This window comes from Rhizobium sp. WW22, from assembly GCF_047041135.1.
Taxonomy (GTDB): domain Bacteria; phylum Pseudomonadota; class Alphaproteobacteria; order Rhizobiales; family Rhizobiaceae; genus Rhizobium.
Genome location: NZ_CP178199.1, coordinates 288940 through 306006 on the forward strand (window position 1 = coordinate 288940; position 17067 = coordinate 306006).

General features: G+C 59.8%; 14 protein-coding genes and 1 pseudogene. 10 read left to right on the forward strand and 5 right to left on the reverse strand.

Annotated elements, in window-relative coordinates; genetic code table 11:
• Positions 1–12: 12 nt before the first annotated feature.
• On the forward strand, positions 13–1596 hold the full coding sequence (locus ACK83U_RS20255; protein WP_112610540.1) for a DHA2 family efflux MFS transporter permease subunit: 1584 nt from the start codon (positions 13–15) through the stop codon (positions 1594–1596).
• A gap of 244 nt (positions 1597–1840) precedes the next feature.
• Here ACK83U_RS20255 and ACK83U_RS20260 read toward each other — a convergent pair whose 3' ends face one another.
• The 5 genes and pseudogenes from ACK83U_RS20260 to ACK83U_RS20280 all read right to left on the reverse strand — a co-directional run bounded on the left by ACK83U_RS20260 (position 1841) and on the right by ACK83U_RS20280 (position 5890).
• Positions 1841–2065, reverse strand: coding sequence for an alpha/beta fold hydrolase (locus tag ACK83U_RS20260; protein ID WP_246712259.1), 225 nt, complete (start codon positions 2063–2065; stop codon positions 1841–1843).
• Between the two features lie 286 nt (positions 2066–2351).
• On the reverse strand, positions 2352–2651 hold the full coding sequence (locus tag ACK83U_RS20265) for a helix-turn-helix transcriptional regulator (RefSeq protein ID WP_412475022.1): 300 nt from the start codon (positions 2649–2651) through the stop codon (positions 2352–2354).
• Positions 2652–3180: 529 nt separating this feature from the next.
• Positions 3181–4168: pseudogene (locus ACK83U_RS20270) on the reverse strand (IS5 family transposase).
• A gap of 326 nt (positions 4169–4494) precedes the next feature.
• Positions 4495–5520, reverse strand: coding sequence for an IS110 family transposase (locus ACK83U_RS20275; RefSeq protein WP_112611646.1), 1026 nt, complete (start codon positions 5518–5520; stop codon positions 4495–4497).
• Between the two features lie 238 nt (positions 5521–5758).
• Entirely contained in the window at positions 5759–5890 is a 132-nt protein-coding gene (locus ACK83U_RS20280; protein WP_412474977.1) for a hypothetical protein, read from the reverse strand.
• An 18-nt stretch (positions 5891–5908) separates the two neighbouring features.
• Between ACK83U_RS20280 and ACK83U_RS20285 the strand changes: the two genes are divergently transcribed.
• The 9 genes from ACK83U_RS20285 to ACK83U_RS20325 all read left to right on the forward strand — a co-directional run bounded on the left by ACK83U_RS20285 (position 5909) and on the right by ACK83U_RS20325 (position 17044).
• Positions 5909–6064: a hypothetical protein gene (locus ACK83U_RS20285; protein ID WP_412474978.1), complete on the forward strand. Its 156-nt coding sequence runs from the start codon at positions 5909–5911 to the stop codon at positions 6062–6064.
• Between the two features lie 8 nt (positions 6065–6072).
• A complete protein-coding gene (locus tag ACK83U_RS20290) occupies positions 6073–6660 on the forward strand; it encodes an ANTAR domain-containing response regulator (protein ID WP_112339246.1) in 588 nt (195 codons plus the stop codon).
• 35 nt (positions 6661–6695) lie between these two features.
• Positions 6696–7970 carry a CmpA/NrtA family ABC transporter substrate-binding protein gene (locus ACK83U_RS20295; protein ID WP_112611036.1) on the forward strand — a complete coding sequence of 425 codons (1275 nt, stop codon included), beginning with the start codon at positions 6696–6698 and terminating at the stop codon, positions 7968–7970.
• Between the two features lie 369 nt (positions 7971–8339).
• The gene (locus ACK83U_RS20300) at positions 8340–9638 is read left to right on the forward strand and encodes a CmpA/NrtA family ABC transporter substrate-binding protein (protein ID WP_112611038.1); all 1299 of its coding nucleotides are present in this window, start codon (positions 8340–8342) and stop codon (positions 9636–9638) included.
• Positions 9638–10531: a nitrate ABC transporter permease gene (gene ntrB, locus ACK83U_RS20305; protein ID WP_112611040.1), complete on the forward strand. Its 894-nt coding sequence runs from the start codon at positions 9638–9640 to the stop codon at positions 10529–10531. The genes ACK83U_RS20300 and ntrB overlap by 1 nt, the downstream gene beginning before the upstream one ends.
• A gap of 10 nt (positions 10532–10541) precedes the next feature.
• Positions 10542–11339 (forward strand): ABC transporter ATP-binding protein, encoded by a 798-nt coding sequence (locus ACK83U_RS20310; protein WP_112611042.1) that lies wholly within the window; start codon positions 10542–10544, stop codon positions 11337–11339.
• Between the two features lie 4 nt (positions 11340–11343).
• Positions 11344–13794 carry a nitrite reductase large subunit NirB gene (gene nirB, locus ACK83U_RS20315; protein ID WP_112611044.1) on the forward strand — a complete coding sequence of 817 codons (2451 nt, stop codon included), beginning with the start codon at positions 11344–11346 and terminating at the stop codon, positions 13792–13794.
• A 10-nt stretch (positions 13795–13804) separates the two neighbouring features.
• Complete coding sequence (nirD, locus tag ACK83U_RS20320) at positions 13805–14140, forward strand: nitrite reductase small subunit NirD (RefSeq protein WP_112611046.1); 336 nt, start codon at positions 13805–13807, stop codon at positions 14138–14140.
• Between the two features lie 249 nt (positions 14141–14389).
• Complete coding sequence (locus ACK83U_RS20325) at positions 14390–17044, forward strand: nitrate reductase (protein WP_112611048.1); 2655 nt, start codon at positions 14390–14392, stop codon at positions 17042–17044.
• Positions 17045–17067 lie beyond the last annotated feature (23 nt).

Sequence of the window (17067 nt, forward strand, 5' to 3'; positions counted from 1 at the left end):
GGAGATCGTGTCATGTCCGCCATCACGACAACAGCCGGCCACGCCCAGCAACCGCGCGCCAGCACCAAGGAATGGATTGCCGTTCTCGCCGGAATGATCGGCGCCTTCATGGCGATCCTGAATATTCAGATCACCAATGCCTCCCTTCTCGACATTGAGGGTGGCATAGGCACAGGCGTCGACAACGGCGCCTGGATTTCGACATCCTATCTCATTGGCGAGATCGTCGTCATTCCTTTGACGGCCTACTTCAGCAACGTCTTTTCCTTCCGCCGCTATATTCTCGTCAACTCCGTTCTCTTTCCCCTCTTTTCCATGGCCTGCGCCTTCGCGCATGATCTCGGAACGATGATCCTGCTTCGCGGCCTGCAGGGTTTTGCAGGTGGCGTCCTGATCCCGATGGCCTTCACCATGGTTCTGACCAAGCTGCCAAAAAACCAGCAGCCGCTGGGTCTTGCCATCTTTGCTCTTTCGGTCACCTTTGCCCCGGCGATCGGGCCGACGATTGGTGGCTATCTGACCGAAAATTACGGCTGGCAGACCATCTTCTTCATCAACACCATCCCAAGCATGATCATGGCGATTGCTCTCGCCCTGACGCTCGAAAAGCAACCAATGCAACTCAGCCTCCTGAAGGAAGGAGACTGGGCCGGCATCGTGACGATGGCGGTTGGCCTTTCGGCTCTGCAGACCGTGCTGGAGGAAGGCAACAAGGATGACTGGTTCTCCTCCCCCTTCATCGTCAAGCTCAGCATTGTCGCCTTTGTTTTCCTGGCCGCATTCATCTTTATCGAGCTCAGGGTGAAGAAGCCGCTCGTGAAGCTGCGGTTGCTGACGCAGCGCAATTTTGGCATCGGTGTTCTCGTCAACGTCCTGGTCGGCGTCGCACTGTTCGGCACTGTCTACATCCTCCCGCAATATCTCGGGCAAGTACAGCGCTACAACGCCGAGCAGATCGGCAATGTGCTTGCCTGGACCGGTTTACCGCAACTCTTGCTTATCCCGCTGGTGCCAGTCCTGATGAAGCGCTTCGATGCCCGCTATATCGGCTTTCTCGGTATCTCGATCTTCGCCATCAGTTGCTTCATGAATGTCATGCTTTCGGCCGACAATGCCGGCGACCAATTCTGGGTACCCAATATCGTGCGCGCCATCGGCCAGGCTCTCGTCCTGACACCGATCACCGCCATTACGACGGCCGGTATCGCGGCTGCCGACGCTGCCGCCGCCTCCGGCCTCACCAACATGCTGCGAAACCTGGGGGGCGCCGTCGGGACAGCCTCTCTCGGCACGATCCTGACCAAGCGCGAGCAGTTTCACTCCAACATCATAGGGCAGTCGGTCACTCTTGCTCGCGATGAAGTTCGTGATCGCATTACGACCTTGACCGGCTACTTTATTCAGCACGGTGTTGCCGATCCCACTGTTGCGACCCATAAAGCGGTCGTTGCACTTGGCCAAATTGTCCGGCGGCAGGCTCTCATTCTCGGCTTCGGCGATACCTTCGCCGTCATCGGCATCGTTCTCTCCCTTGCTGCGCTCGCGCTGCTCTTTACGCGCAAGCCGCAAGTAGGCGGAGGCGCGGGCGCCCATTGATTGGGCACGTCCATCGTGCTGCCCCGCGTATCGGCTCTGTCGTAAACTCCAAGTTGAGACGCGGAGTGTACGACTCCACGCAAAGGCCGGGGCGTGGCTATGACCAGCCCCCGGCCTTTCGCACGCCATCAGCCGCGAAGGAACGCCAGCAGGGCGACGTTCAAGCGGTCCTTGTCGACATGCAGCAATCCATGCGAGCCGCCTTCGTAGACAATGAGCTTTGCACGCGGAACGAGCTCAGCGGTCAGTTTCGCGGAGATATCCAGCGGGATGTCTGATCATCGCTGCCGTGGACTATCAGTGCGGGGACGGTGATCTTCCTGGGGTCGTCGCGGAAATCAGTCTCCGAGAAGGCGCCAAGCGCGTGGTAGGCGGCAAGAAAGCCGGTTGCCTGCCCCTGCCGCCAGTAGCTTTCCCGCAGGCCTTCCGAGACATGCGCCCCGGGCCGGTTGAAGCTGTAGTACGGCATGGTGACGTCGAGATCCCACTGCGACCTGTTTGCCTGGACGGCAGCGCGGAAGCCGTCGAACAGCTCCTTCGGCGCACCGGTCAGGTTGGTTGCGACAACCCATGCAACCGGCTACTCCGAAGACGAGTTTGGCACTCCGTCGCGGCGTCGATGTGTATTTGGCGACCGTCCCCCTCGATGCTGCTCCGATGTAACCGAGATCGCGTCAGGTGATCAGTCGTCGGTCGTGAACTGCGACCGATCATCCGGATCATTAACCGCGGCGGCGAGAAATCGCCCCTTACGTTCATGAAGAGGCTCTGCGCTTCAGCGCGGCGAATATTGTGGGTGAGGTCCCGGCGAAACGCGTGAAGGCCGTGCTGAAAGCGCTTGGCGACTGGAAGCCGATGGCGAGCCCGATCTCGCCGATCCTTTTGTGGCCGTGACGTAACGCATCCTTTGCAACGGCCATGCGCCAGTGCTGAAGATACCCCATCGGAGCCATGCCGACGACGCTCCGGAACCGGCCCGTAAGACTGGATCCGGAAACGCCACAAAGCCGCGCCAAGTCAGCCAGCGTCCAGTTCTTTGCACTGTCCTGGTGCATCGCTACCAGAGCGCGGGCGATAACGGGATCGTTCAACCCGGCTAGCAGGCCTTTGTGTTTCCGGGCCGTTTCGGGGACGACAGCGCGTAGAATTTCGACGAAAGTCAGCTCCCTCAATCGCGTGATGACGAAGTCGCAGGCGGCCCCTGGTTGTGACGACTCCGAAAGGTTCAAACTCAGCAGACTACGAAGACGCCAGGAGGAGCTGGTGTCATTATTCGCGATATGGACGAAGGGGGGGCATCAGCCCTGCAAGGAGGTCCTCATTCGCGATATCGAAGACGAACCGTCCACCCCGCAATATCACAGGCGCTTCTGAACCCGCGCCGACGCTCAGAAGCGTTTTGCCGGTCGCGCAGACCATCGCCTCGCTGTCCTGAGGGACGACTTGAGAGTCCGACGCGAGGACAAAATCGTGGTCGGCCCCGATGAGCGCGAAGTCGCCTTGGCCTAGGAAGAGCGGTGCACCGTCCGGTGGCTTTGGTGCGCGGTTCGTTGAAAGAACGGAATTCCGTCTTTGATGCTGTTGCTACGGCGTTGCAGTCTTGCAGCGGACGGACTTCGGGCGTGCACATTCCAGCATGCGATTGAGGACCGTGCAGCCGATGGCGACTTCCGTCCGCTGGGCGCGGAATGAGCGTGCCCGTAGCCGGTGTCCGATGATCGATTTGTAACGACCGATCGCGGTCTCGACCAGGGATCGTTTTCCGTAGCCGGTCGCGACCTGCCACTTCAACCGGCCATCGGCGTTGATCGCCGCAATGTGGCGGTCTCGCTGGCTGGAAGGATCGGCGTCCGGCCGTTCCACCGCATTGGCGCGTGGCGGAATGACCACGACAGCACCAGCACTGTGTCCGGCGACGGCCTCATAGGTCGGGTTTCCCTCATAGGCGCCATCGGCGGTGAACTGATCGATCGGCATGTCGATCTGGTCGAGCAGCACCTCCAGCTGTGAGGCGTCGCCGCATCCTGATCGGTCATGACGTGTGCGATGATGTCGCCGCTGTCGGCATCCAGCGCCAAATGGAGTTTGCGCCAGTTGAGACGTAATTTAGTGCCATGCCTTTCTTCCAACCATTGGCCCGCACCGTAGATCTGCAAGCCTGTCCTGTCGATGAGGACGTGGGGGGTCCTTTGTCCGGGAGACGAAACACCTGCCGCTTCTTTGGCGCTCTCGGTTTGCTTGCCCGGCGGCTCAGTGTCGTGTGATCGGGAACAGCGAGATCCAGGCTCATCAGCTTCAGCACCGATACCAGAAGACCCTCCGTCTGTCGCAGACGCAGGCCGAAAACCAATCCCAGCGTCAGCGCAGTCTCAATGGCCAGATCGGAATAACGCGGCTGGCCACCGCGTGTCGTGCGCTTCGGCGGCTGCCAGGACGACAGGGCCTCCGCCGTGATCCACAGCGTCAGACTTCCGCGCCGTCGAAGACCTGCCTCATATTCCGCCCAGTTCGTCAGCTTAAACTTCATCTTGCCGATGCGATGGCGGCGGGAGACATTGTGTTTGAAAGGCATCGTTGCAAAGACCGGTTATTGCGATTGCCGACCACCTACGACAACGCCATTAACAATCCGCGCACCATGTGTAGACGCCCGGTTGGCAAGAGGAATCTTTGGGTCGGCATTTGCGCGTTGTCGGGTGCTGACATGTGTCCGGCCTGTTGTGCGGCTTTCTCATATGCCGCTGGCCCGTATGGTGTTCGCAGGTCAGGTCCAAATCAACGCCGCGTGCTCTTGAGACACTTTGGTGCGCACTGGTTTTCCTGATCCCGTCTCACGACCGTTGCGCCATACTTCCAATGACCTCTCTCGCCGCGACGTCCCCCTCGGTTACGTTGGCGTTAAGCCGCAGCAACCGGAGCTCTGTATATTCCTCCCCTGGACATGATCGCCCAGACGATGCGCGCCATCTTATTGGCAAGCGCCACTCTCACCAGCATCGGTGGTTTGCGCGCCAGTATCCTGGCCAGCCATGATCCAGGCGCTGCTCCCTTGCGGGCGCGCCACACGACCTCGCTATTGGCTCCCATGATCAGGAGCCGCCGCAGAGATCGTTCCCCCATCTTCGTCGTGGAGCCGAGACGTTGCTTGCCGCCTGTCGAATGTTGTCGCGGCACGAGCCCAAGCCATGCGGCAAAGTCCCGTCCACGTTTGAAAGTTTCCGGCGATGGTGCAAGCGCCACCAGTGCGCTGGCAATCAGCGGCCCAATTCCGGGAATTGTCATCAACCGACGCACTGTCTCATCTTCACGGGCCCGGCGCACGATCTGCGCATCCAGCGCCCGGATCTGGTCATTCAATTGCGACAAGGTCGCCGTCAGAAACCGCAGAGCAGTCCGTGCCGTTTCCGGAAGCGCTGTTTGCGGATCCTCGACCATCGCGAACAGTTTCGGACCGTAGCCCAAGCCCTGCGGTGCCACCTCGCCGAATTCTGCCAGATGGCCACGCAGCGCATTGATGGTCTGCGTTCGTTGCCGAATCAGCAGATCGCGGGTGCGTAATACCACTGCTGCTCCTTGTGTCTCTTCGCTCTTCACGGCAACAAAGCGCATCGTTGGTCGTTGCGCTGCCTCGCAGATCGCCTCGGCATCGGCCATGTCGTTCTTTTGACGCTTCACAAACGGCTTCACGTAAGCCGGAGGGATCATCCGGACCTCGTGTCCCAGACGGCCGATCTCGCGAGCCCAGAAATGAGAACTTCCGCAGGTTTCCATCGCAACCAGGCACCGTGGCAGGCCACCAAAGAATTTCAAAACCTGTCCGCGCCGCAACTGCTTGCGAAGCACAGTTACCCCAGATGCATCCGCGCCATGGACCTGAAATACCGTCTTGGCCAGATCCAGACCAATCGTACGAACTTCAATCATGATGCCCATCCTCCAATGGTGGCTTCAAACAAACTCACCTTGCCACACACTGCGATCGTCGCGGGCGTCTACATCATCAAAGCCATGGCACCCGGATTGCCCAGCATCCGTGTTGGATGCCTATCAAACAGGCACTCACTTCGAGCCCCATTGGCCACGACGGGATGATCCCCTGCATTTCCAATGCGTTAGCCCATGGCACGCCAATTGCTTGGCACAGTGAGTTCAAAAAGGGATCTCAGGTGGGACCGTTTCTGCCGTTCTTGTGCATTGCCATCGGCTTCAGCTGGGCGGATTGCTCGTCGATCTTCGTCTCGGGGCCGGAGATGTCGCGCATTCGCCTCGCGCTCGTGACGGTTTCGACCAGCATATCCTCTGCGCGATTGGCTTGTCATTCGCCGATCACAGCCTCCTCGCCGGCGCAGCACTGGTCGCTTGCGGCATGACGATTGCCCTCGCGCTCGGCAGAAATCTGTCCTCGTTCTGGTCCTTGTTAATATCTGTTGGAGGCTTCGCGATCTATCTGCATGGCGTCATCGATTGAAGGTGGCAATGCTTCATTCCGAACTGACAATTTTGGTCATCGACGAAAACGTCATCCGCGCCTCGATCATAGAGGAAGGGTTGCGCGAGGCCGGGCATGGCAAGGTCACCGTCATTCACGAAGTCAATGGTGTTGCCCGCATCATCGAGGCACTCAAGCCCGATGTGATCGTCATCGATATCGAGAATCCAAATCGCGACATGATGGAGCACCTATTTCAGTTGACCCGCACCGTCGGCCGGCCAATTGCGATGTTCGTCGACAGATCCGATACAGCGCAGATTGAGGCAGCCATGGACGCAGGTGTTTCGGCCTATGTCGTTGACGGATTGAAGAAGGAGCGTGTCAAATCTATCCTCGACATGGCGGTCAGCCGCTTCAACGCTTTCTCCCGCCTTCAAAGAGAGCTTGCCGAAGCAAAATCCGCTCTGGAGGAGCGCAAGATCGTCGAGCGCGCAAAGGGCATTCTGATGAAGATGCGCGGCCTGTCGGAGGAGGATGCCTTTGCACTCCTGCGTCAGACAGCCATGAACGAGAAGAAGAAGATCTCCGAAATCGCCCAGAGTGTGGTGACGGCCGCCGGGTTGCTGATGTGATCGCGACACGGGGAGAAAGCCCGAGGTAAGAAAAGATGACGATAATCGAACGCTCCAGTAGCAAGCTTGTCGCCCCCAAACGGGTCAGCGGCAGGGAGCAGAAGGTTCTGCGCGCCGGCTTTATTCCACTCGTCGATGCTTCCGTCCTGATCGCTGCGGCCGAATTCGGTTTTGCCGCCAGGGAGGGACTTGCACTCGAACTGGTCAAGGATGTCTCATGGGCCAATGTCCGCGACCGATTGGCCTTCCGCCAATTCGACATCGCACATATGCTGTCGCCGATGCCGGTGGCCTCGATGCTTGGCCTTGGCTCCAATCCTTCGTCGACGATCACCCCCTTCTCACTCGGCCTGGGTGGCAGCGCGATCACTCTTTCCGTCGGGCTGTTTGATCGCATGCGCGATCATGCAGGGATTGCTGAACAGGCGAGCGCACTCGAAAACGCCAGGGCGTTGGCGGTCGTGCTTTCGCATGGGAAGGACCGTGGCGAGGCACCTCCGACGTTCGGAATGACCTATCCGTTCTCGTCTCATAATTACGAGTTCCGATATTGGCTAGCCGCCGGTGGTATCGACCCTGACCGGGACGTGAAGCTTGTCGTCGTTCCACCGCCTCTGACATCCGACGCACTTGCAGCCGGCGCCATCGACGGCTTCTGCGTCGGCGCTCCCTGGAACATGGTTGCGTCCGAGCGCGGCGTCGGGCGCATTGTCGCCGCTAAGCAGGACATATGGCCCTCCGCTCCGGAGAAAGTGATCGGAATGCGCCCGGAATGGGCCGAGAGCCATCCCGAAACGGTTTCACGCCTGATCGTTGCGCTTGATGCTGCCGCCCGCTGGTGCGACCGGTCGGAAAATCACGATGCGCTCGCGGAGGCGCTTGCCGATCCCCGCTACATCGCGGCGCCCGCCGCCATCATCCGCCGCGTGCTATCAGGCGAATTCAACCTGGATGCCAAGGGCAATCGGCGCTTGATCGACCGATATTTTTCCTTTCATGGTAACTTTGCCAATTATCCGCGCCCGAGCCAGGCTCTATGGATATTCAGCCAGATGATCCGCTGGGGCCAGATTGCCCTATCCAAACAGAACATGAAAATCGCCGCCTCGGCCTATCGCCCGGATCTTTACAGGCTCGCACTCGGCGCCGGAGCGGGGCCGGACGAGGCCGATATCCGCATTGAGGGCGATAAGGAGGGCGATCGCTTCATGGACGGACATGTCTTCGATCCCGCCGAAATGGCCGATTATGTCGGAGGATTTGCCGTGAAGGCAGCAAGCGCAGCACAGCTCTCGACGGACGACATTTAAGACGCGACAGCGTTCGCTGCATTGCACAGAATTGGCGCAAGGCCTTCGATCGCAGAGCAGCAACCGCCTAAAACGTCAGCAATTGCCGCATCCACGCACAAAACCGGCAAACCTGGCCAAGTTTGAAATAACTCAGTATTTTCATAGAGCTACGCATCCCCTTAGAAAATGGCACGCGGATTGCTTGGTAAGGCTGCCTCGATCAACGGCGATCCAGGCACGCAATGCGCTGATAGCGCGCTCGCAAAGACATCGACGTCGCACGGTTCATGCCCCGGGACTCCCATTCCATCCCCGGCCGCATCGATCGAGCGGCGTTTTTTTATGTCCGAAATTCTTCCGTCGTGAGCCAACAAGGGGAAACTGCACGTGAAAGAGATCCTGACCAATGGTGTTACACGCCGAAACCTTTTGAAGACGTCTGCCGCCGCGGCTCTGATCAGTGCGGTCAAAGCCACCTTCCCTTCCGGCGCCTTTGCGGCCACGGGCGGAGCTGAAGTGACGGGCGTCAAGCTCGGCTACATTGCCCTCACCGATGCGGCGCCGCTGGTCATCGCCAAGGAAAAGGGCTTCTTCGAAAAACACGGCCTGCCCGATGTCGATGTCGCCAAGCAGGCATCCTGGGGTGCGACGCGCGACAACCTCGTACTTGGTGGGGCGGCAAACGGCATCGACGGCGCCCATATTCTCTCGCCGCTCCCCTACCTGATGCACACAGGCAAGGTAACGCAGAACAACCAGCCTGTGCCGATGGCGATCCTTGCACGCCTCAACTACGACAGCCAGGGCATTTCGGTTGCCAAGGAATATGCGGCAACGGGCGTCCAGCTTGATGCCTCTAAACTGAAGGCCGCCTTTGACGCGAAAAGAGCCGCGGGCAAGGAAATCAAGGCGGCCATGACCTTCCCCGGTGGCACGCATGATCTGTGGATGCGCTATTGGCTGGCCGCCGGCGGCATTGATCCCGACAAGGATGTCTCGACCATCGTCGTCCCGCCGCCGCAGATGGTGGCTAACATGAAGGTCGGCAACATGGACGTCTTCTGTGTCGGCGAACCGTGGAACGAACAGCTCGTCAACCAGGGTATAGGCTTTACCGCCTGTACGACTGGCGAGATCTGGAAGAGCCACCCGGAGAAAGCTCTCGGCATGCGCGCCGACTGGATCGAAAAGAACCCGAAGGCGGCCAAAGCCCTGCTGATGGCCGTGATGGAAGCCCAGCAATGGTGCGACAGCATGGACAACAAGGAGGAGATGGCGGCCGTTCTCGGCAAACGGCAATGGTTCAACGTGCCGCCGAAGGACGTGCTTGGCCGTTTGAAGGGCGACATCAACTACGGCAACGGCCGCCTTGCCAAGGGCACAGATCTCTACATGAAGTTCTGGAAGGGTGGCGTGTCCTATCCATTCCAGAGCCACGATGCCTGGTTCATCACCGAAAATATCCGTTGGGGCAAGTTCGCGCCCAATACCGACATCAAGGCGCTGGTCGGGCAGGTAAACCGGCAGGATATCTGGCGAGATGCTGCCAAGGATCTCGGCGTTGCCGCCTCGGATGTTCCAGCATCGACCTCCCGCGGCAAGGAAATCTTCTTCGACGGCAAAGTCTTCGATCCAGAGAACCCCTCTGCCTATCTCGAAAGCCTCTCGATCAAGGTGGCATCATAATGTCGGCTCTCGCACGCAAACACACACCCGGACCGACGGCGCCTGAAGCGCTCAAGGGCCAAGTCGTTACCCTCTCAACTCGCCCCGCCCGCGGCATCGACATACGTCAAATCGGGCTTGCCATCCTGCGCAACACCCTGCCGCCTCTTGTGGTTCTGGTGCTTCTGCTCGGCACCTGGCAGCTGCTTTGCGAGCAGCCGGGTGCAAGCCTGCCGCCGCCATCGCAGGTCTGGCAGGAGAGTTATGACCTCATCATCAATCCGTTTTTTTATAATGGGCCGCAGGATATCGGGCTTGCCTGGCGCGTGCTCGTCTCCTTGCAGCGCGTCGCCTATGGCTTCGGCCTTGCCGCTGTCGCCGGCGTGTTGATGGGCGCGCTGATCGGACAATCGGTCTGGGCGATGCGTGGGCTCGATCCTATCTTCCAGGTGCTGCGCACCGTGCCGCCGCTTGCGTGGCTGCCACTCTCTCTCGCCGCCTTCCAGAATTCCAATCCCTCGGCGATCTTCGTGATCTTCATAACCTCCATCTGGCCCGTCATCATCAACACCGCGACCGGCGTTCGCAACATTCCGCAGGATTATCGCAACGTCGCCAAGGTCCTGCGTCTCAACCAGATCGAATTCTTCTTCCGCATCATGGTGCCGGCCGCCGCCCCCTATATCTTCACGGGTCTCCGCATCGGTGCCGGGCTTTCCTGGCTTGCGATCGTTGCTGCTGAAATGCTGACCGGCGGCGTCGGCATCGGCTTCTTCATCTGGGACGCGTGGAACTCGTCGCGCCTGCCCGACATCATCGTGGCGCTGGCCTATATCGGCATCACCGGCTTTGTCCTCGACCGTCTAGTCGCCGGCCTTGGCGCCGTCGTGACCCGCGGCACGACTGGCAATTGAGGAGAACAGGATGAACGCCTATCTGAAGCTCGATCATATCGACAAGTATTTCGATCGCGGCGGCCAGCGCGCCGAGGTGCTGAAGGGCATCGAACTCGTGATCGACAAGGGGGAGTTCGTGTCGATCATCGGCCATTCCGGCTGCGGCAAGTCGACCCTGCTCAATCTCGTTGCCGGCCTTACCCCGGTCTCGGCCGGTGCGGTGCTCCTTGAAAATCGTGAGGTCAACGAACCCGGCCCGGATCGCGCCGTGGTGTTTCAGAACCACAGCTTGCTGCCGTGGCTCAGCGTCTACGAAAACGTCAATCTTGCCGTCTCGAAAGTGTTTCGCGGCACGAAGTCCAAGGCAGAGCGCCATGACTGGGTGATGCGCAACCTCGACCTCGTTCAGATGGCACATGCCAAGGACAAGCGTCCCGCGGAAATCTCCGGCGGTATGAAACAGCGCGTCGGCATCGCACGCGCACTTGCCATGCAGCCGAAGATCCTTTTGCTCGACGAACCCTTCGGGGCGCTGGATGCTCTCACTCGCGCCCATCTGCAAGATGCGGTGATGGAAATCCACACCCGCCTCGGTAGCACGATGGTAATGATTACCCACGACGTCGATGAAGCCGTATTGCTCTCCGACCGCATCGTCATGATGACAAACGGCCCGGCCGCCCATATCGGCGATATCCTCGAAGTGCCGATCGCGCGGCCGCGCAACCGCATCGAGCTTGCGTCCGACAGAACCTACCTCAAATGCCGCGAGGCCGTGCTGAAGTTCCTCTACGAACGCCACCGCTTCGTTGAAGCCGCGGAGTGACACCATGACCCAGAAACTCGTCATCATCGGCAATGGCATGGCCCCAGGGCGTATGCTGGAGCACCTGCTGGAAAAAGCGCCGGATCTCTATCAGGTCACGATCTTCAATGCCGAACCGCGCGTCAATTATGACCGCATCATGCTGTCGCCGGTCCTCTCGGGCGAAAAGGACTTCGAGCAGATCATCATCCATGGCGACGGCTGGTACATCAAGCACGGCATCACCCTCTACAAAGGGCACAAGATCGTCGCCATCGACCGGGAGGCAAAGACGGTCACCTCAGATCACGGCGTGACGGAGAGCTATGACAAGCTTGTCATAGCGACCGGCTCTGTCCCCTTCATCATTCCCGTTCCGGGCAAGGAGCTGCCTGGTGTCATTACCTATCGCGATCTCGACGACGTACAGGCGATGCTGCTTGCGGCTCAGTCGCGCGAAAAGGCCGTTGTCATCGGCGGCGGCCTGCTCGGTCTCGAAGCTGCTGCCGGTCTCAGCCTGCGTGGTATGGATGTCACCGTTCTCCATGTGCAGCCGACGCTGATGGAACGTCAGCTCGATCCCGCCGCCGGCTATCTCCTGCAAAAGGCCGTCGAGGAGCGCGGCATCAAGGTCATCACCAAGGCCAACACCAAGGCGATCATCGGCGACGGCAAGGTCGAAGGGATCGAACTCGACGATGGACGCGTGATCCCTGCCACGCTCGTCGTCATGGCCGTCGGCATCCGTCCAAATGTCAGCCTTGCCAAGGAAGCCGGCATTGCCGTCAACCGCGGCATCGTTGTCGATGACGGCATGCAGACCTCGGATGGCTCAATCATGGCGCTGGGCGAATGCGCCGAGGTCGGCGGCATGGTCTATGGCCTCGTCGCCCCCCTCTACGAAATGGCGCGTGTGGCCGCCTCGCATTTGGCCGGCGACGCGAGCGCCGCCTTCGTGCACTCGGACACGCCGACGAAACTGAAAGTGACCGGCATCGATCTGTTTTCGCTTGGCGACTTCGCCGATGGCGACGACCGCGAGGAGATCGTCCTGCGCGACGCGGCAGCCGGGGTCTACAAGCGCCTGGTCTTGAAGGACAACAAGATCATCGGCACCGTGCTTTACGGCGAGACGGCCGACGGCGCCTGGTTCAACGACCTGAAGAAGAAGGCGACCGATATCTCGCAGATGCGCGAAACCCTGATTTTCGGCCAGGCCTATCAGGGAGGGTCGCCGCTGGACCCTATGGCGGCCGTTGCAGCCTTGCCGGATGATGCTGAGATCTGCGGCTGCAACGGCGTCTGCAAGGGCAAGATCACCTCAACCATATCAGCCAAGGGCCTGACATCGCTCGACGATGTGCGCGCTCACACGAAGGCTTCGGCTTCCTGCGGCTCCTGCACCGGTCTCGTCGAACAACTGATGTCGATCACCCTTGGCGATGCCTATAATCCCAAAGCCGTCCAGCCGATGTGCACCTGCACCGAACTCGGCCACGACGATGTCAGAAGACTGATAAAAGCCAGGAGGTTGAAGACCATTCCTGCCGTTATGCAGGAGCTTGAATGGAAGACTTCCTGCGGCTGCGCCAAGTGCCGCCCGGCTCTGAACTATTACCTCGTCTGCGATTGGCCGGACGAATATGCAGACGACTATCAGTCGCGGTTCATCAATGAACGCGTGCATGCCAACATCCAGAAGGACGGCACCTATTCCGTGGTGCCGCGAATGTGGGGCGGAGTTACCAGTTCGAACGAGCTGCGGGCGATTGCCGACGTCGTCGACAAGTTCGAGATCCCGATGGTGAAGGTGACCGGCGGCCAGCGCATCGACCTTCTCGGCGTGCAGAAGGAGGATCTACCCGCCGTCTGGGCCGATCTCGGCAAGGCCGGCTTCATCTCTGGGCAAGCCTATGCCAAGGGCCTGCGCACGGTAAAGACATGCGTCGGCTCGGACTGGTGCCGCTTCGGCACGCAGGATTCGACCGGCCTCGGCATCCGCATCGAGAAATTCATGTGGGGCTCGTGGACGCCGGCAAAACTCAAGATGGCCGTCTCCGGCTGTCCGCGAAACTGTGCCGAGGCGACCTGCAAGGACATCGGCGTCATCTGCGTCGACAGTGGCTTTGAAATCCATTTCGCTGGCGCTGCCGGCCTCGACATCAAGGGCACGGAAGTCCTGGGCCTCGTCAAGACAGAGGACGAGGCGCTCGAACACATCGTGGCGTTGACGCAGATGTATCGCGAACAGGGCCGCTATCTCGAACGCATCTATAAATGGGCCACGCGCATCGGTCTCGACGAGATCCGCCGCCAGATCATGCAGGATCATGAAAAGCGCAAGGCATATTACGAGCGCTTCGTCTTCAGCCAGAAGTTCGCACAGGTCGATCCCTGGTCGGAGCGCGTCTCCGGCAAGGACAAGCATGAGTTCAAACCGATGGCGACCGTCGGCTTCCCGCAGGCCGCCGAGTGAGGAGATGGAGATGGATATGAACTGGATTGAAATTGGCGACATCTCCGACATCCCTCCTCGGGGCGCACGCTGCGTGAAAACCCCGCAGGGCAAGATCGCCGTGTTCCGGACCGCCGAAAACGAGGTCTTCGCCATCGAGGATCACTGCCCACACAAAGGCGGCCCGCTCTCCCAGGGCATTGTTCACGGCAAAGCCGTGACCTGCCCGCTGCACAACTGGGTGATCTCGCTCGAAACCGGCAAGGCGCTTGGAGCCGACCAGGGCGAGGTGCGGACCATTCCCGTCCGCAATGAGAACGGAGTGCTGTCGATCGCTCTCGAAAGCATGATGATGGCGGCGGAGTAGGTTATGTCCGTGTGTGTGGCGATATCCTCCTCTGTCCGTTCGAGACATCTCCCCCTTAAGGGAGGAGATCGATTTGAGTTTGCTACGCCCCGTTTGGACAAGAAAGTGTCTATCGTTCTTGTCCAGTGGGTGGAGACCAGTGGCATGGCGAGCTCTCGATCCCTCCCCTTGAGGGGGAGATGTCAATGAAGCTGCGAGACGGGCGCGCAAACCATCAGCGACTAAGCATAAGCATCGGGGAGACCATGGGTGTCCATTGAAACCAAAACCACCTGCCCCTATTGCGGCGTCGGCTGCGGCGTCATCGCCAGGGTCGATGATGATGGCAAGGTTTCCGTCAGAGGCGATCCGGAGCATCCGGCCAATTTCGGCCGGCTCTGTTCCAAGGGCTCGGCGCTGGCCGAAACGATCGATCTCGATGGCCGTGTCCTCTATCCGGAAATCCAGACCCAGCGTGCAAGCTGGAACGACGCGCTCGATCTCGTGGCCTCAAAGTTCCGAGAAGCCGTCGATGAACATGGGCCGAACTCGGTCGCCTTCTATGTCTCCGGTCAATGCCTGACGGAGGACTATTACGTTGCCAATAAGCTGATGAAAGGTTTCATCGGTTCGGCCAATATCGACACGAATTCTCGTCTTTGCATGGCCTCCTCCGTCGCTGGTCATCGCCGCGCCTTCGGTTCGGACACCGTGCCGGGCACTTACGAGGATCTCGAACTTGCCGATTTGATCGTCCTCGTCGGCTCGAATCTTGCGTGGTGTCATCCAGTACTCAACCAAAGGATTGAAGCGGCAAGACAAAGCCGGCCGGACATGAAAATTGTCACGATCGACCCGCGACGCTCAGTCAGCGCCGATCTCGCGGACATGCATTTGATGATCAAAAGCGACGGCGATGTTGCCCTCTTCAATGGGTTGTTTGCCCATCTCGCGGGAACGTCGGCTTTCGACCACGATTATGTATTGGCGCATACGATCGGCTTTAACGGTGCGCTGGAAGCCGCACAAGCCAGCAGCAGGTTGGATATCTCGGAGGAAACAGGTCTATCACCTGCCGAACTACATGCCTTTTATCGTCTGTTCGAAGCGACGGAAAAGGTGGTGACTTGCTACAGCCAGGGCGTCAACCAATCCTCCACTGGCACGGACAAGGTCAACGCGATCATCAATTGTCATCTCGCCACCGGCCGCATCGGCCGGCCCGGCATGGGACCGTTCTCGCTGACCGGACAGCCGAACGCCATGGGCGGACGCGAAGTCGGTGGGCTCGCCAACATGCTGGCAGCACATATGAATATTGAGGATGAAGCCGCGCGCGACCGCGTGCAGCGCTTCTGGAACTCGCCAACCATTGCAGCAAGACCTGGTCTCAAGGCGGTCGACATGTTCGAGGCCGTGGCGGACGGGCGCATCAAGGCGCTGTGGATTATGGCGACCAACCCGGTCGTTTCGATGCCGGATGCCGACCGGGTGCGTGAAGCCATCCGCAACTGTCCTTTCGTCGTAGTTTCCGATATCCAAAAGAACACCGACACCGCCGCGCTCGCCCATGTGCTGTTGCCAGCCGCCGGCTGGGGTGAGAAGAACGGAACCGTCACCAACTCCGAGCGGCGCATTTCCCGCCAGCGCAACTTCCTGGATCTGCCCGGCGACGCTAAGCCCGACTGGTGGCATATGGCCGAAGTTGCCAAGCGGATGGGCTTCAACGGCTTCGAATACGACAGTCCCGCCAAAATCTTCGCCGAACACGCGGCTCTTTCTGGATTCGAAAATGGCGGCATGCGCGACTTTGACATAGGCGCGAAAGCCGACATCTCACCTGAAGATTTCGAGGCTATGTCACCGTTCCAATGGCCGCATCGCAACGGCATCCCCGAACGCGCCACGCGGTTCTTCGCCGATGGTGCATTCTACACCGCGGACCGCAAGGCCAGGTTCATCCCGGTGAAATCCGAGCGCGATGCTCGTACGAGCAAGGATACACCCTTCATTCTCAACACCGGCCGCATTCGCGACCAGTGGCATACGATGACGCGCACCGGCAAGGCGGCGCGGCTCTCATCGCATCTCGCCGAACCTTTCGCCGAAATCAACCCGGCGGACGCCGCAGAGTTCGGTATCGACAAGGCAGGCTTGGTGCGGGTGGAAAATGCCTTCGGGTCCGTGGTGCTGCGCGCGTTGCTCACCGAGCGACAGCCACGCGGCGGCGTCTTCGTGCCGATGCATTGGAATGACGAATATTCGGCAAATGCGCGCGTGGCAGCTTTGCTAGCGCCGCGCACGGACCCCATCTCCGGCCAGCCTGCGCTTAAGAACATCGGCGTCAAGCTGCAGCCAGCCGAAATTGCGTATTACGGTTTCGCAGTCGCCGCCTCTCGCCCCGCACGATTTGAGGCGCCGTATTGGGCAATCGCGAAGACTGAGGCCGGCTGGCGCATGGAATTCGGCTTCGACAAGGAGCCTGACGATATCGAAACGTGGTGTCGCGATACGTTCGGACTTTTTGATCGTGGCGAGCATCTCGCCTATGTCGACAACCCGACGCGGCAGCAACGTCACGGCTTCTTCGATGGAGATCGACTGTTGCTCGTCTTTTATGCCGCACCCGAACCGGTCGCCGTATCGCGTGACTGGGCCGTCAAGCAACTCAGCACACCACTAGAGTTTGCGCGAACGCGCTTTGCGGTGCTCGCCGGTCGGCCGGGTGCCGATCAGATGGATCCTGGCGCAACCGTGTGCTCCTGTTTTTCGGTCGGCTTCAAGCAGATCGTAGGCGCCGTCGCGGGCGGTTGTCACACGGTCGAAGCTGTCGGCAAACAGCTTAATGCCGGAACCAATTGCGGCTCTTGCCGCATGGAAATCAAAGGGATTATCGATGGTTGCCTCCGTCAAGCCGCGGAATGATAGGCTGGAGCGGATCGCTTAGC

Excerpts from the sequence above, each read along its gene's own strand:
- ACK83U_RS20255 (WP_112610540.1), top strand. The coding sequence starts at position 13 with ATGTCCGCCATCACGACAACAGCCGGCCACGCCCAGCAACCGCGCGCC.
- ACK83U_RS20260 (WP_246712259.1), bottom strand. The coding sequence starts at position 2,065 with ATGCCGTACTACAGCTTCAACCGGCCCGGGGCGCATGTCTCGGAAGGC.
- ACK83U_RS20265 (WP_412475022.1), bottom strand. The coding sequence starts at position 2,651 with ATGCACCAGGACAGTGCAAAGAACTGGACGCTGGCTGACTTGGCGCGG.
- ACK83U_RS20275 (WP_112611646.1), bottom strand. The coding sequence starts at position 5,520 with ATGATTGAAGTTCGTACGATTGGTCTGGATCTGGCCAAGACGGTATTT.
- ACK83U_RS20280 (WP_412474977.1), bottom strand. The coding sequence starts at position 5,890 with ATGCTGGTCGAAACCGTCACGAGCGCGAGGCGAATGCGCGACATCTCC.
- ACK83U_RS20290 (WP_112339246.1), top strand. The coding sequence starts at position 6,073 with ATGCTTCATTCCGAACTGACAATTTTGGTCATCGACGAAAACGTCATC.
- ACK83U_RS20295 (WP_112611036.1), top strand. The coding sequence starts at position 6,696 with ATGACGATAATCGAACGCTCCAGTAGCAAGCTTGTCGCCCCCAAACGG.
- ntrB (WP_112611040.1), top strand. The coding sequence starts at position 9,638 with ATGTCGGCTCTCGCACGCAAACACACACCCGGACCGACGGCGCCTGAA.
- ACK83U_RS20310 (WP_112611042.1), top strand. The coding sequence starts at position 10,542 with ATGAACGCCTATCTGAAGCTCGATCATATCGACAAGTATTTCGATCGC.
- nirB (WP_112611044.1), top strand. The coding sequence starts at position 11,344 with ATGACCCAGAAACTCGTCATCATCGGCAATGGCATGGCCCCAGGGCGT.
- nirD (WP_112611046.1), top strand. The coding sequence starts at position 13,805 with ATGGATATGAACTGGATTGAAATTGGCGACATCTCCGACATCCCTCCT.